Genomic DNA, 15,395 nt, shown 5'->3' with positions numbered 1-15,395 from the left:
TACGGACGCTCAGCGAGCGAAAGCGCGCCGAAGTCGCTAGGTGGCGAGGGCGGCGAGCAGGCGATCGAGGTCGTCCTCGGTGTTGTACAGGTGAAACCCCACCCGGACCGCGCCCGCCCGAACCGACGCCCGGATTCCGGCCGTGGCCAACTTGTCGGCGGCGTCCTCGATCGGCAGCGACACGATGGCCGAATCAGCTTGCGGTAGCCCGAGTTCAGCGCACGTCCGGTTGGCCAGCCCCACGCAATGCGCCTCCACCGCCACAGCGTCCAGCGAAGCGAGCCACGGCAGCGTCAGCCCCGCCCCAAGCGCACCGAACCAGGCCGGCGACGTGTCGAACCGGCGCGCGTCGTCGGCCAGCCGCAGCGGCAACCCGTAGATGGTCGACCACGGCTCCGGCCCCGCGTACCAATTCGCGGCGTGCGGCGTCACGAGCCCAGACATGCGGTCGCTCAACGACATCCACGCGGTGCCGCGCGGTGCCAGCAGCCACTTGTACACCGCCGCGACGGTGACGTCGGCCCAGCCGAGCTCCAGCCGCTTCCATCCGACCGCCTGCGTGACGTCGAGCACCGTCAGCGTGTCGCTGCCCGCCACCGCGGCCCGCAACGCCTCGACGTCGAGCACGTCACCGTTCGCCGACTGCACGACGCTCGCGACGACACCGTCGTAGTCGGACGCCGTCGCCACCAACTCCGCAGCGCTCAACTCGGTCAGCGTGACGCCACGACCAGCCTGCGCGGCGAACGGGAACGTGGTGCTGGTGAACTCGCCGGCGAGTGTCACGAGCCGACTACCATCGGGAACCGCGGCAGCGATCAAACCCAGCAACGCCGAGACACTGCCGCCCATCGCAACGGACTCGAGGGGTACCCCAGCAAGCGCGGCGTACCCGGCACGCCCGCGTCGTACCGGCTCGTCGAACGATCGGGCATCCATCGTGCCCGCCTGCCAGGCGTCGATGCAGGTACGCAGCTCGTCGACGAGGAAGGCCGGCGGCAGGCCGTAGGTCGGCGAGTTGAGAAAGCCTTCCGCACCGACGAATTCAGCTCCGAATGCCGAACGCGCCGCCGTCACGTGTCGGACGGTTCGTCGCCGCGCAGCCGTGCCCTGAGGTCTTCGCGGTCGCGCTGCCTGCGCTCGTCGAAGTCGGCGATGCTGACCGTCGCGCGACGCCGCAACGGCGCGAACACCCAGATGCCCAACGGGAAGGCCAACACGATCGCGAACAGCACCGCCACCGTCACCGGGAAGTCCACGGTGATGAGCCGACCCGCCGCGTAGACGACCACCGCCAGCACTGCCGCCAACCCCAGCCGCGCCAACAGGTAGGCAGCGACGTCGAACGCCACGCGCGTGCCGGGCCGACCGCTCATTTCCGGAGTCGTTTCGCTCCCGCTGTCCGCATCAGCCACGAACCGAGCGTACCGATGGCGCGTATATTGACTCCAAGGAGGTTTTTTGCGTGCTGCAGTTCTTACTCCTCGTCCTCATCTTGGCGGGCTTGGGCTTTACGGTCTGGCGGTTGTCGCGGACCGTCGCCAGTAGGCCCAAGACCAGGATGATCGGGCCGGACGACGACCCGGACTTCCTACGGAGGATCGGCCACCCCGACAACGACCCGCGCTAGCGGGTGTCCGGGAAGCCGTTTGCCACCACCGCCGCCATTTCGAGCAGCGCATCGCGGGTCGGCGGCTTGAGCCGGTCCAAATTGATCTCGGCGCCCTCTTCGAGGTGCGGATCGAACGGCACGTGAATCACGGCTCTGCACCTGCGCGCGAAGTGATCGTCGACCTTGCGCAGGTCGACCTTCCCGGACCGGGGCCGCACCGCATTGATGACCGCGATCGAGTCGCGCACCAACTGCTGGTGGCCATGGGCGTCCAGCCAGTCCAGCGTCGCTGACGCGCTTCGCGCCCCGTCGACCGAACCCGAGCTGACCACCACCAGCAGGTCCGCGTTGTTCAGCACCGCCGACATCGCCGAATGCAGCAGACCCGTCCCGCAGTCGGTCAGCACCAGGCTGTAAAACCGCTCCAAGACCTCGAGCGTCCGGGAGTAGTCGTCGGAGCTGAACGCCTCCGACACCGCCGGATCCGACTCGGAGGCAAGCACTTCCAGCCGACTGGGCCCCTGCGAGGTGTAGCTGCGGACGTCGCTGTAGCTGCTGATCCCCTCGGCGTCGCGCAGCAGGTGCCGGACCGTCGAAGGAGTCTCCAGCGGCACCTTCTGGCTGAGCGTGCCGCGGTCCGGGTTCGCATCGACGGCGATCACCCGGTCGCCGCGGATCGACGCGAACGTGGCACCCAGCGTCGCCGTGACGGTGGTCTTACCGACGCCGCCCTTGAGCGACAGCAGCGCGATCCGGTAGCACCCGCGCAGCGGCCGATTCACCTGCGTGGTCAGCGACTTGTGCCGCGTCGCCTTGGAACCGTCGCCGAGATTGACCAGGCTGAAGGTGGACGCGTACAGCCAGCGTCGCCACCCCTTCGACGGCTTGCGCTTCGGCTGGCCCAACAGCGCGACCGTCGAGAGGTCGAGATAGGGCGACGCGCCCGCGTCTGGCAGCGGTTCGGGTGCAGGTGCCGGTGGGACGGGCACGGGCGCCGCGGTCGGCGGACGTAGCGCCGGGAACCCGTTGGGTGGCGTCGGCGCCGTCCACTCCGGCGGTATCGACTGTGCGGGGTCGCTGAACCGCTCCTGCGATCGGAACCCCGATGGCCTCTCGGATGCCGGCGGGTGACTCAAGCTCAGCCCACCCCCGCGTACGAGTGCAGTCCGGCGGTCACCAGGTTGATGAAGAACAGGTTGAACACCATTGCGACGAACCCGGCGACGTTGATCCACGCAGCCTTGCGGTCACGCCAGCCTGCCGTGGAACGGGCGTGCAGGTACGCGGCGTAGATGACCCACGCGATGAAGGCCACCGTCTCCTTGGGGTCCCAACCCCAGTAGCGGCCCCACGCCTCCTCGGCCCAGATCGCCCCGAAGATGACGCCAAAACCGAACACCGGGAAACCGAAGATGGTCGCGCGGTACGCGATGCGGTCCAGTGTCTGCGCGTCGGGCAGCCGCGCCACGATCCGGGCGACGACGCCGTCGCGGTCCGGCTCGCCCAGCGGCGACATCTTGACCAGGAAGAGAATGCTGGCCACGCCTGCGACCAGGAAGACTCCCGAGCCCAAGCTCACCACCGAGACGTGGATGGGCAGCCAGTACGACTGCAGCGCGGGCATCACCGGGGCGGCGTTGGCATATAGCCAGCGTCCGGACACCGTCAGCAGGATCAGCACGGGTAGCAGCACGAACGCCCAGAGGGAGCGGTACTGCGGCTTGCGCAGCATGACGGCGGCTGCAACCAGACCGCAGAAGCAGGTCAGGTTGATGAACTCGTACATGTTGCCCCACGGCACGCGCATGGTCGCCAGGCCGCGCAACACGATGCAACCGAGCAGCATCGCGATGCCGAGGTAGACCAGGGCCAACCCGGCGCCGCCGACCCGCTCGTCGAACGACCGCCGCGGCGCGTCCGCCACCAGGCCCGGTCGACCATCGCCTGCCGCGACGCCCGCGCTCACGGTCTCGCGCGCCTCGACGCGTCGGCTGCGGGTGTACGCGAGTTCGAACGCGAGCAGCAGCAAGGCGACGACGAGCACCACGATCGACGAGGTGAAGGCCAAGTCCGAATAGCGGGAAAGGCCGATGTCGATGTGGTCGGTGTTCACTCGTCCCTACTCTCCCGGCCGTCCAATAGCCGTGCGGTCAACCGCTCGAACTCGTCACCCCAGCCCGAATTGTCGGTGCGTGCGAGGCCTCCGAGTTCGACGCTTACCGTACCCGGCGTCGTGGGCGTCACACGAACCCAAACACGCCGCCTCCGCACCACCAACGACACCAGCAATCCGGCCATCATCGTCAGCGCGGACACCAGCACCCACACCTGAGCCGGGTCATGCGACACCTGCAGATTGATGAACGGCACCGCGCCGTCGAACCGCACCGTCGTACCGTCGTCGAGCCGGGTGGACTCGCCTACCGTCAGGTTGACCCGGGCCTGCTTGGTCAGCCGCTTCTGTTCGATGAGGCTGGGGTCCAGCGAGAAGAGCGACTGCGGGCGCCCAGTGTCCAACCCGGTGTCACCGCGGTAGACGTCGATGGCCACTGCGGGATCGTTCAGCGCGGGGAAGCTCGACGACAGCAGCTTCCCGTCGAGTTGCTCGGTCGGGGCGAACAACCCCTGCACCGCGATCTGGTGCTTGCGACGTTCCTCGGCGTCGGGGTAGGTGCCGCCGGGCGGGTCGACGCGGATCACCCCCGACGACAGCAGCGTCAGCGGATCATCGGGCCGCCACTGCACCGTTTGGGTGCGGCTCTGCCCGTCGGGGAACGTCACCGTGAACGTCGGCGCGTAGCCGTGGCCCTGCAGATAGATCCGGTCTCCGCCGAGGCGCAGCGGATGGTTGACCTCGAGCCGGTACGGCCGCCAGGTATCGCTGTTGAGGTCTTCGCCGCTCTGATACTCGATGTTCGCCGCGAACGACAGGGCCTGCCCCGACGGGAGGTACCGTGCGTCGAAGTCGTTGACCTTCAAGCAGATCGGATGCAGCGACGTGCCGTCGACGGTGTTGCCCGCCCGGAACGAGTCGAAGGCCGCGGGCGACGCCGAGCAGAAGCCGGGCCCGCCGTTGGCGACGACGATGACATTGCCCTCGTAGCCGAACAACTTGCCCGCCGCGACGGCGACCAGCAGGCCGATCAGCGAGAAGTGGAAGACGATGTTGCCGAACTCGCGCAGGTAGCCCTTCTCGGCGGAGACCTCGACGGCCTCGCCCTCGCGCCGGATGGTGCGTCGCCAGCCCGAAAGCCGTTCAGACACCTCGGCTGCGACGTCCTCTGCGTCACCCGCGACGACGGCTTCGTGGTGCTTGGGCAGTCTGGACAGGTTGCGCGGCGCGGCGACGGGCGTCGCGCGCAGGCTCTTGACGTGCTCGAACAGCCGCGGCGTCAGACACCCCACCAGCGAGATGAACAGCAGCACGTAGATGGCCGTGAACCAGAAGCTGGAGAACACGGTGAACGCCTGCAGCCGGTCGAGCCACGGCCCGATGGTCGAATGCTCGGCGAGGTACTCGTCGACCTTCGACGCGTTCAGACTGCGCTGGGGCAGCAGCGCTCCGGGTATCGCGGCCAGCGCCAGCAGGAACAGCAGCACCAGTGCGGTGCCCATCGACGTCAGGGTGCGCCACGTGTTGCGGGCGTAGGCAACGAGTTTCACAGCGGCAACCTGAAGTCGCTGACGAACGCGTCGCGCACCCACGAAATGAACTCGTTCCACAACCCGGTCACAAGTGCGAGCCCGACGATGATCAGCAATATGCCGCCGAGCAGCTGGATGGTCCGCGTGTGACGGCGCAGCCAACCCAGTCCGCGCACTGCCCACGCCGAGCCGAAGGCCAAGAGCAGGAACGGAATTCCCAATCCCAAGCAGTAGGCGACCACCAGCACCACGCCGCGGGTCACGGTGCCACCGTCGCTGGCCGAGGCCACCGCGATGACGGCCGTCAGCGTCGGGCCGAGGCACGGCGTCCAGCCGAGCGCAAACACCGCGCCGAGCAGCGGGGCGCCGCCGATGGTCGACAGCAGGCGCGGCGCGAACCGCACCTCGCGCTGCATCACCGGAATGAACCCGATGAACACCAAACCCATGACGATGGTGATGACGCCACCGATGCGTTGCAGCAGAAGCTGATTCGCGATCAGCGTGGTGGTCAGCCCAAGCACCGCCACGGTGCCGAGCACGAACACCACCGTGAACCCGGCGATGAACAGCAGCGCGGCCCCGGCGACGCGCCACCGGGCGGCGCGCACCGCGACGTGCGCGCCGTCGGCTCCCGTCGGGGCGTCCTCCACGCCGACGACCGCCGCCAGGTAGGACAGATACCCGGGCACCAACGGCACCACGCAGGGCGACGCGAACGACACGAAACCGGCCAGCACACTGACGCATACCGCGAGCGCAATCGGTCCGGTCGACATCAGCTGGTCGACCTCGTCGAGGGTGGCTGCCAGGACCGTCACTTCTCGGCGGCCAGCCGTTCGACGAGCGGCTGCAGGTCCTCGGCGAGCAGTTCGCGCAGGAACACTGCCGCGACGCGGTGCTGTCGGTCCAACACGACGGTGGACGGGATGACCGTGGTCGGATACCTGCCGCCGAACGCGATCATCGTCCGCATCGCGGGGTCGTAGATGGACGGGAAGGTCACCTTGCGGTCGACGACGAAATCGACTGCGGCATCACGATTGTTGTCCCGGACGTCGATGCCGAGAAACGCCACGCCCTTGTCCTTGGTGGCGTCGTAGACCTTCTGCAACTCGGTGATCTCCGAGCGGCACGGGCCGCACCACTGCCCCCAGACGTTGATGACGACGACCTTGCCGGCGAAGTCGTCGAGCGACACCGTCTTGGCCGGGTCGGTCAGTTCGGGTCCGGAGATTGGGCCAGGCCGGTTGCGGGACGCCGGTGGGTCGTAGGTGATGTCGGTCTTTCCGCCGGGAGCGACGAACTCGAACGTGCCACCCTGGGCCACCGCGTCGTCACCGGTGGAGCAGCCGCTCAGAAGCACTGCCACCGCCAGCGAAGCCACCACCCATCTCACTAGATTCCCCAGGGCTCCGTATAACCCCAGCGGATCATGCGGTCGCCATCGAAGGTGAACGACGTCACCGACGCCAGGTTGCACAACCTGCTGTGCGGCAACGGAAGATGCGGCAGCTTGCGTCCAGTCATCGCGCGGCGCAACGTCTCGACGGGAAGCTGGTGGCTGACGCACACCGCCTCGTGGCCGACCGCCTTTTCCCGCGCCCGGTGCAACGCCGCCATCATGCGGGGCGCGATCTCGTCATAGGGCTCGCCCCAGGACGGCTTGCGCGGGTTGCGCAGCTTCGGCCAGTTCCTCGGGTCGCGCAGCGCGCCGTCGCCCGGTGCCACCTTGTTGCCCTCGAAGTCGTTCCACGACTCGATGAGGTCGGCGTCGGTGTCGACCGGAAGGCCGTGGGCCACCGCGATGGGCTCGGCGGTCTCCTGAGCCCGTTCCAACGGCGAGGCCACGATGTAGACGATGTCGTTGCGCGCCAACCAGTTTGCCGTCGCCTGGGCCTGCGCCCGGCCCCGTTCGGAGAGGTGGAAGTCCGGCAGCCGGCCGTAGAGCACCTTGTCCGGGTTGTGCACTTCGCCGTGGCGCATGACGTGCACCGTCGTCAGTTCGGTCACGCCGGCACCTTCGCTTCGGCCGCGGCGCGGGCGGCGGCGGGCAGCGCGGCGGCGATCCGGTCGAACGCGTCGTCGTCAAGTGCGGTGGAGGCGAACCACGTCTCGTACGCACTGCACGGCGGGTACACGCCTGCGTCGAGCAGGGCGTGGAAGAACGGCGGGAAGCGCCACGTATCGGTGGCCTTGGCCGACGCGAAGTCGGTGACCGGCGACTCGGAGAAGAACACGCTGAACATGTTTCCGGCCCGCGAAACCCGGTGCGCCACAGATGCTTCGGTCAAGGCGTCGCTGAGCAGGCCAGCCAGTCGGTCAGCGTTGGCGTCGACGGTGGCGTAGGCAGCGGCGTCGGCGGTGCGCAGCGTGGCCAGGCCGGCGGCCATCGCGACGGGATTCCCCGACAGCGTGCCCGCCTGATACACCGGGCCGATCGGGGCGAGTCGATCCATCACCTCGGCGCGACCACCGAACGCGGCGGCGGGCAGCCCCCCGCTCATCACCTTGCCGAAGGTCAGCAGGTCGGCCGCGACCCCGTCGACGCCGAACCAGCCCGCGCGGCTGACCCGGAAGCCGGTCATCACCTCGTCGAGGATGAGCAGCGCACCGTGCTGCTGGGTGATGCGGCGCAGCGCGGCGTTGTAGCCGGGCAGCGGGGCGACGGTGCCCATGTTGCCCGCGGCGGCTTCGCTGATGATGCAGGCGATCTGGTCGCCGAGCTCGGCGAAGGTGGCTTCGACGGCGGCGACGTCGTTGTACGGCAACACGATGGTGTCGGCGGTGGCTGCGCCGGTGACGCCGGGCGAGGACGGCAGGCCCAGCGTCGCAACGCCCGAGCCGGCGTCGGCGAGCAGCGCGTCGCTGTGGCCGTGATAGCAGCCCGAGAACTTGACGATCTTGGGGCGACCGGTGAAGCCGCGGGCCAGCCGGATCGCGCTCATGGTGGCCTCGGTGCCCGAGTTGACGAACCGGACCTTCTCGACGGCGCTGACGCGGCCGATGAGCTCACGGGCCAACTCGGTCTCCGCAGGCGTCGGCGCTCCGAAGCTCAGCCCGTCGGCGGCGGCCCGCTGAACCGCCTCGACGATCGCGGGGTGCGCGTGCCCGAGCAGCATCGGGCCCCACGAACACACCAGGTCGACGTAGCGGTTGTCGTCGGCGTCGGTCAGCCAGCAGCCTGCGGCCTTCGTGATGAACCGCGGCGTCCCACCCACGGAGGTGAAGGCCCGCACCGGCGAGTTGACCCCGCCGGGGATCACGGCGGCCGCCTCGGCGAACAGCCGCGCCGATGTGTCAGCACGCATGGCCACCAGTGTCCCAGTCACACCTACAGCGTCAACTACAGGGTGTAGTTATACCGATAGGGCATTCACCGTCGCATCGGCGGCCTACAAGCACCAGGGATAGCACCGATCGCTCGGTGGGGGATTATCGCCGTCCCAAATGTTCGATTCGGGAGGCGGAGGGGAATTCCGCGGAACATTGCCCTTCCCGAAGTCGACGCGGTACCAGGTGTGGCAGACATTCATGTCCCAAAGGAATTCGCCCCCCGGTCCCGGGTAACTCATGGTTTGCCCTGGGCACCATACGAACGGGCCCTCGTTGGCGGCCTGCGCTGTGCCCGCGGCCAGCAAAAGCCCGTTCGATACCAGGGCAGCAGTTGCCAACCCCGCGATGAGTGTTCGTTTCATGATGTTTCCTTTCCAAGGGCGCTGGGCCGTTGCCGGCAGACGGACGACGCCGGCGAATGTCACCAGGGGAGGTCGATCGCCCAGACGGTGCCGTCGCCGTGATGGCTGATGTAGATGGTGCCGTCGGGGCTGACCGCCACCTCGACGGGGAAGTCGCCGACGGTTTTGGTCTTGGTGACGGTGTTGGTGGCGGTATCGATCACCGACACCGTGTCGCCGTGGCCGTTGGCGACGTAGACGGTGGCGCCGTCGGGACTGACCACCACGCTGACCGGGTAGTCGCCGACAGCGATCGTGGTGGTGACTGTGTTGGTGACGGTGTCGATCACCGATACCGAGTCGTCGTGGGCGTTGGCGACGTACACGGTGGCGCCGTCGGGACTGACCACCACCGAGTGCGGGTCCTCGCCGACGGCGATCGTGGCGGTGACGGTGTTGGTGACGGTGTCGATCACCGATACCGAGTCGTCGTTGGCGTTGGCGACGTAGACGGTGGCACCGTCCGGACTGACCACCACCGCGGACGAGCCATCGCCCACGCCGATCGTGGCGGTGACGGTGTTGGTGACGGTGTCGATCACCGATACCGAGTCGCCTGGGCGATTGGCGACGTAGACGATGGCACCGTCGGGGCTGACCGCCACACCCAACGGACCGTCGCCGACGGTGATGGTCGCGGTGACGGTGTTGGTGACGGTGTCGATCACCGATACCGAGTCGCCTGAGCGATTGGCGACGTAGGCGGTGGCGCCGTTGGGACTGACTGCCACCCCGAACGGGTTATCGCCGACGCCGATCGTGGTGGTGACGGTGTTGGTGGCGGTGTCGATCACCGACACCGAGTCGTCGAGCTGGTTGGTGACGTAGACGGTGGCGCCATCGGGTCTGACCACCACACCCTGCGGCCAGTCGTCGCCGACATCGATGATGGTCGGGATGGCGAACAAGTCGACGCTTGCCTTGACCAATGTCGTGTGGCCGAAGCTGGGTGCGAACACACCCCCCGGCCCATGCAGGTGGAACCCGGTGTCCGCGGCCATAACCGTGAACTCATCGGTGCCGCCGGTGCGCGCGAAATCGGGGTTGGGCGTATAGGTGAAGGTCCCGTCCCGGTTGATCAACACCGACCCGTACTTCGGTGCCTCGACGATGCTCAGGCTCAACGGATCGCCATCGGGATCGACGGCATTCAGGTCACCGGTCACCACCCCGTCGCGGGACTGGCTGTTCAACGCGGGGTTGTAGCTGATGGTTGAAGCCTCATTGAAGAACGTGCGCTGGACTTCTCGGCGCACCCAGCCCAGCAGCCCCCACAGCCCCGACACCACATCGGACACGATGCTCGTCTGCACGGACGAGGCCGCCGGGTTCGCCGGAACAGCGGACACCGCAGCAACATTCAGCTGCGCCGACACATCGAGCACCGACACGGTGTCGTCCTTGAAGTTCGTGACGTAGACGCGGGTGCCGTCGGGGCCGACCGCCACAGCGAGCGGCCAGTCGCCGACGGTGAGGGTCTTGGTGACGGTGTTGGTGGCGGTATCGATCACTGACACGGTGTCGTCGCTCTGGTTGGTGACGTAGGCGGTGGCGCCGTCGGGGCTGAACGCGACGTCGTCCGGTCCGTTGCCGACGGTGATGGTGGCGGTGACGCTGTTGGTGGCCGTGTCGATCACCCGCACGGTGCCGCCGGCGCCGTTGGTGACGTACGCGACGGCGCCGTCGGGGCTGAACGCCACGGCGAACGGGCCGTCGCCGACGTCGATGGTTGTTGTGACGGTGTTGGTAGCGGTGTCGATCACCGACACGGAGCCGCCGAAGAACTCGACGACGTAGACGGTGGCGCCGTCGGGGCTGACCGCCACCCCGCACGGATCGGCGACGACGTCGATGGTTGCGGTGACGGTGTTGGTAACGGTGTCGATCACCGACACGGTGGCGTCGAAGTTATTGGTGACGTAGACGGTAGTGCCGTCGGGGCCGACCGCCACCAAGAGCGGGGCTTCGCCGACGTCGATGGTGGCGGTGACGGTGTTGGTAGCAGTGTCGATCACCGACACCGTGTCGTCCCAGCTATTGGCGACGTAGGCGAGGGTGCCATCAGGACTGATTGCCACCCCGCGCGGATTATCACCGACGGTGATGGTGGCGGTGACTGATTCGGTGGCGGTGTCGATCACCGACACCGTGTCGCCGAGGCTGTTCGTGACGTAGGCGGTGGCACCGCCGGGACTGATCGCCACATCGTTCGGGCCGTCGCCGACGTCGATGGTGGTCGGGATGGCGAACAAGTCGACGCTTGCCTTGACCAATGTCGTGTGGCCGAAGCTGGGTGCGAACACACCCCCCGGTCCATGCAGGTGGAACCCGGTGTCCGCGGCCATAACCGTGAACTCATCGGTGCCGCCGGTGCGCGCGAAATCGGGGTTGGGCGTATAGGTGAAGGTGCCGTCCCGGTTGATCAACACCGACCCGTACTTCGGTGCCTCGACGACGCTGAGGCTCAACGGATCGCCATCGGGATCGACGGCATTCAGGTCACCGGTCACCACCCCGTCGAGGGTCTGGCTGTTCAACGCGGGGTCATAGCCAATGGCTGGGCCCTGATTGAAGAACGTGCGCTGGACTTCTCGGCGCACCCACGCCAGCAGCCCCCACAGCCCCACCGACTGCACCGGTGCAGCGGGGGCGGCCGTCATCGACGGACCCAACCCCACCCACGCCAACAACCCCGACACGACGCGTGACACCACGTCCGACACCGCGCCGAGCGGGTTTACCGGGGCAGCGGGAAGCACCTGCGCCGCCATGGCGGTGGTGGGCTCGGCCAGCGAGCTGGGCACGGCGGAGGCCGTGGCGGCGGTGCTGCGCGCCGACGACGCCGTGGTCGCCGGTTGGTGGACAACGGCCAAACCGCGGACGGCGGGCACCGCGGCGTCCGGGTCGGTGCTGTCAGATTGTTCGGCCTGCGGCAGATCGACGGTCACCGGTTGCGCAGGCGCGGGGCGGTCGTTGTCCGGAGGTTCGGTGCGGGCGACGGCCGCGGTGGTTGGTGGCGCGGCCGGGGTATCGGAGACCAGCGGCTGTTCCGGCGCACTCGATTCGGGGCCCGTGACGGGTTCGGCGTCGACGGGTTCCTCGGCGGTCGGTTCCGGGGTTTGGGGTGTTGCCGAGATATCCTCATCGGGCTCAGCGGCAGGCTCCTCCGCAGCCGGTTGCGCGACATCACGGGTGTCCCCCGCTGCGTGAGCGCCACCTGAACTGCCCACTGACGTCGCGGGTTTCGCGTCGTCGTCCTTCGACGTCGAGTCCGCGGCAGCCGATGGCGAGGAGTCAGCTGCTGACGACGAATCCGACGCAGGCTCGGCCATCGCAACCCCCGGCGTGGTGGCCACCGCAGTCCCGATGCCCAGCGCGACCGCCAGCGCACCGACCCGGCCGATGTATCTTGCGTTACCCATCGTCGCCCCTCCATCTACCCGAACACCCGATTGCGAATTCGCAATGTGTTGCCAGGGAAACTAAGTGCGCTACCGCGGACCGGCTGACGTAAATGACTACCCCAGTTCTGAATCGGATCCGGATTGGGATAGCCGTTCACTCAGCCGAACGTTGCTGACCGAGTCCATCTTTCGCATATGCCCACCGATGCGCCCGGGACCAAGTCCCTACCGCGGTTGCCACTGCCCGATGCGACCACACTGTGGTTGCGCGATGCGGGCATTGACCTAGCTAATTGTCTTCGCGCGCGCCAATGTTCGTGCTTGCTTGAAATCGGAAGTCGGGTGTCTGTGCCGGTTAGAATCTGCCGGTGATCCGCCAGTGGCCCCTGGTCGGGCGATCCGAAGAGCTTGCGGTGATCGCCGAGGCCACCCAGGCGGGCGCCGAGCGCGCCCGCGGGGTCGTGCTGTCCGGCTCCGCCGGTGTGGGCAAGACGCGGGTCGCGCGCGAAGCCGTCACCGACTGTGGTCCCCGAACGGCGCGCCGGCATTGGATCGTCGGCACTGCCTCGGCGCGCAGCGTTCCGTTGGGCGCCTTCGCCGACATCGCCAGCGACTTCGGCCCCGATCCGTTACGACGGGTGCGTGAGCTGATCGACGGGCTCATTGGCGACCGGGAAAGTGGCGAGGTGATCGTCGGCGTCGACGACGCGCATCTCCTGGACGACCTGTCGGCGTTCACGGTTCACCAACTCGTCACGCGCCGACTGGCCACCGTCATCATGACGGTTCGCTCTGGGGAATCGCCACCAGACGCCATCACGGCGATCTGGAAAGACCAGCATCTGGAACGCCTGGAACTGCAACCGCTTTCGGCGGCCGAGACCATACACCTGGTGGAACACGTACTCGATGGTCCGGTGGATTCCGTTAGTGCACAACGGCTTTGGCAATACACCCAAGGCAACGCGTTGTATCTGCGCCACCTCCTCGAGAACGAGGTGGACGCCGGCCGGATGGCACAGCGCTCAAACGTGTGGGTGTGGGACGGGCACCCCAAGCTCTCACCGACACTCGCAGAGTTGCTTGCGGCGCGGTTGGCCCAAGTGCCCAACAACATTGGTGATGTGCTCGATGCGCTTGCCGTGGCCGAGCCACTGGAAGCCGACGTCTTGGCGGTGATCGCCGATTCCGACGCGATCGACGAGGCCGAATCACTGGGCCTGATAAGCGTCGATTCCAGCGTGCGACCCGCATCCGTGCGGCTCGCCCACCCGATGCTGGGCGAGATCCGCCGCACCGGCACCCTGCGCATGCGACGCCTGCGCGGGCGCATCGCAGGAGAACTCGCCCGAAAGGGCTCGACAGATGCGCGAGAGCTCGTGCGACGCGCGGCCCTCACCATCGAATCCGATCTCGCGGCTGACCCAGAGCTCCTACTCACCGCGGCCTCGGCCGCGATGCAACTGCTGGATCAGCGGCTCGCCGAAACCCTCGCCGAGCGCGCAGTGGCCGCCGGTGGTGGGGCAGGGGCCAAGATCGCTCACGTGATGACGATCGCCTGGCAAGAGCGCGGCATCGAAGCGGAGGCCATCTACGCCGAACTCGCCGACCAAACGTCCGGCCCGCTGCGGGCCCAGATTGCGATTCTTCGCGCTTTGAATTTCACGGTTGCACTCGGTCAAACGACAAGCGCCGAGCGGGAACTCGACGAAGTACCAGCCGACGACGATGCCGCGCAAGCACTCGCCTCGGCACTGCGAGTATTGATCGACGTGGTGCGCGGGAACGCCGGGGCTGCCGTCGACCGCGCCATTACCATCCGCGCCGGCACACCCACCAGCGACCTCGAACAAGTGCTCTTGGCCTGGGTGTTGGTCGCCGGGCTCGGCGACCTCGGTCGCATCGATGAGCTCGAGCCTGCGGCAAACAGCGGCTACGCAGTCGCCGACAGATCTCCAGAGGTGTCACACCTGCGGCACCCACTGGCGTTCCTGCAGAGCTACGGCTACCGACTCGCGGGTGCGCTGACACAATCGGACGCCGTGATTGCCAGGATTTGGCGTGACACGCGCGACGTTCCCTATGAGGAGTCGTGGCACAGCGTGCTTGTCGGCATGTCGGCGATGAGCCGGGGTGCGCTGGATGACGCGCGGCGTTCGTTGTGGGAAGCCGTTGCGTATCTAGGTACGGGCGAGCGCGGGCGCATGATGAAGACCTTCGCGCGGGCGTGGCTGACGACTGTCACCGCAATGGTCGGACGAGCCACCGATGCGCGCCGGGAATTCGATGCCATCGAGTGGTGGGCCCAAGAGCCCGACGCCTGCATGGTGGACTCGGAGAAATCGATCGCGGAGGCCTGGACGTGCGCCGCCGAAGGCGCCGTGTCGCAGGCGATCTCGATCACTCGCGACGCGGCTGCAAGAGAGTGTGAGCTAGGCCGACCCGCCTGGGAAGTCGTTGTGCTGCAGACCGCGACCCAGTTCGGCGATCACACGACGGCCTCGAGGCTGGCCGAGCTGGCAGACGTCGTTAAAGGTCCCCGCGCACCCGCGGCCGCGGCTCATGCCGCAGCACTCGCCGCGGGAAGCGGGGACGCACTCATCGACGTCTCCCACCAATACGAGGGGTTCGGTGACCGCATCGCCGCCGCCGACGCCGCAGCGCAAGCCGTCGTCGCGTACCGAAACGCGGGGTTGGGCGGCGCGGCGTTGGGCGCATCCACCACCGTCCAGCGCCTGGTGGCCGAATGCCAAGGCGCCCAGACCCCGGCAATACGGGCGGCGACAACGGCGCAGCCGTTCACGGCGCGACAGCGAGAAATCATATCGCTTGCTGCACAAGGACTATCGAACAAGGAGATCGGCGACCGGCTCACCATGTCGATCCGCTCCGTCGAAGGACACCTCTTCCGCGCCTCCCAACGTGTCGGAACGAACAGACGTGAACAGCTGATCTCCATTCTGCGAGGCCTCTGAGTGGTGTGGGCGCGTCTAGTTC

At 67.6% G+C, this 15,395-nt stretch carries 12 protein-coding genes; 2 read left to right on the top strand and 10 right to left on the bottom strand.

Annotated features, from left to right (window positions below; all coding sequences use genetic code 11):
- Nucleotides 1–36: 36 nt before the first annotated feature.
- Nucleotides 37–1,077, bottom strand: a complete 1,041-nt coding sequence (locus SLQ33_RS09110; protein WP_319453493.1) for an aminotransferase class V-fold PLP-dependent enzyme — start codon at nucleotides 1,075–1,077, stop codon at nucleotides 37–39.
- A complete protein-coding gene (locus SLQ33_RS09105) occupies nucleotides 1,074–1,415 on the bottom strand; it encodes a DUF4229 domain-containing protein (protein WP_413467616.1) in 342 nt (113 codons plus the stop codon). Before SLQ33_RS09105 ends, SLQ33_RS09110 begins: the two co-directional genes overlap by 4 nt.
- A 53-nt stretch (nucleotides 1,416–1,468) precedes the next feature.
- Here SLQ33_RS09105 and SLQ33_RS09100 point away from each other — a divergent pair, with 53 nt between their 5' ends.
- Nucleotides 1,469–1,630 (top strand): hypothetical protein, encoded by a 162-nt coding sequence (locus tag SLQ33_RS09100; protein ID WP_319453830.1) that lies wholly within the window; start codon nucleotides 1,469–1,471, stop codon nucleotides 1,628–1,630.
- Here SLQ33_RS09100 and SLQ33_RS09095 read toward each other — a convergent pair.
- From SLQ33_RS09095 to SLQ33_RS09060, 8 genes are all read right to left on the bottom strand, one after another.
- Nucleotides 1,627–2,754, bottom strand: coding sequence for an AAA family ATPase (locus SLQ33_RS09095; RefSeq protein WP_413467628.1), 1,128 nt, complete (start codon nucleotides 2,752–2,754; stop codon nucleotides 1,627–1,629). The two genes, SLQ33_RS09100 and SLQ33_RS09095, sit on opposite strands and share 4 nt — an antisense overlap.
- Entirely contained in the window at nucleotides 2,751–3,725 is a 975-nt protein-coding gene (gene ccsB / locus SLQ33_RS09090; protein WP_319453491.1) for a c-type cytochrome biogenesis protein CcsB, read from the bottom strand. Before ccsB ends, SLQ33_RS09095 begins: the two co-directional genes overlap by 4 nt.
- Nucleotides 3,722–5,227, bottom strand: a complete 1,506-nt coding sequence (locus SLQ33_RS09085) for a cytochrome c biogenesis protein ResB (RefSeq protein WP_319453829.1) — start codon at nucleotides 5,225–5,227, stop codon at nucleotides 3,722–3,724. The genes ccsB and SLQ33_RS09085 overlap by 4 nt, the downstream gene beginning before the upstream one ends.
- Nucleotides 5,228–5,271: 44 nt before the next feature.
- Entirely contained in the window at nucleotides 5,272–6,036 is a 765-nt protein-coding gene (locus SLQ33_RS09080; RefSeq protein ID WP_319453828.1) for a cytochrome c biogenesis CcdA family protein, read from the bottom strand.
- A 38-nt stretch (nucleotides 6,037–6,074) separates the two neighbouring features.
- Nucleotides 6,075–6,656: a TlpA disulfide reductase family protein gene (locus SLQ33_RS09075; protein ID WP_319453490.1), complete on the bottom strand. Its 582-nt coding sequence runs from the start codon at nucleotides 6,654–6,656 to the stop codon at nucleotides 6,075–6,077.
- Complete coding sequence (locus SLQ33_RS09070; RefSeq protein ID WP_319453489.1) at nucleotides 6,656–7,270, bottom strand: histidine phosphatase family protein; 615 nt, start codon at nucleotides 7,268–7,270, stop codon at nucleotides 6,656–6,658. The genes SLQ33_RS09075 and SLQ33_RS09070 overlap by 1 nt, the downstream gene beginning before the upstream one ends.
- Entirely contained in the window at nucleotides 7,267–8,568 is a 1,302-nt protein-coding gene (gene hemL / locus SLQ33_RS09065; protein WP_319453488.1) for a glutamate-1-semialdehyde 2,1-aminomutase, read from the bottom strand. The genes SLQ33_RS09070 and hemL overlap by 4 nt, the downstream gene beginning before the upstream one ends.
- A 446-nt stretch (nucleotides 8,569–9,014) precedes the next feature.
- Nucleotides 9,015–12,416 (bottom strand): beta-propeller fold lactonase family protein, encoded by a 3,402-nt coding sequence (locus SLQ33_RS09060; RefSeq protein WP_319453487.1) that lies wholly within the window; start codon nucleotides 12,414–12,416, stop codon nucleotides 9,015–9,017.
- 350 nt (nucleotides 12,417–12,766) lie between these two features.
- Here SLQ33_RS09060 and SLQ33_RS09055 point away from each other — a divergent pair, with 350 nt between their 5' ends.
- On the top strand, nucleotides 12,767–15,373 hold the full coding sequence (locus SLQ33_RS09055) for a helix-turn-helix transcriptional regulator (RefSeq protein ID WP_319453486.1): 2,607 nt from the start codon (nucleotides 12,767–12,769) through the stop codon (nucleotides 15,371–15,373).
- The last annotated feature ends 22 nt before the right edge of the window (nucleotides 15,374–15,395 follow it).

Origin of the sequence: Mycobacterium sp. RTGN6 (genome assembly GCF_033804605.1) — a bacterium.
Lineage (GTDB): Bacteria > Actinomycetota > Actinomycetes > Mycobacteriales > Mycobacteriaceae > Mycobacterium.
Note: the sequence above shows the minus strand (reverse complement) of the source record. Positions and strands in the feature narration are given on the sequence as shown.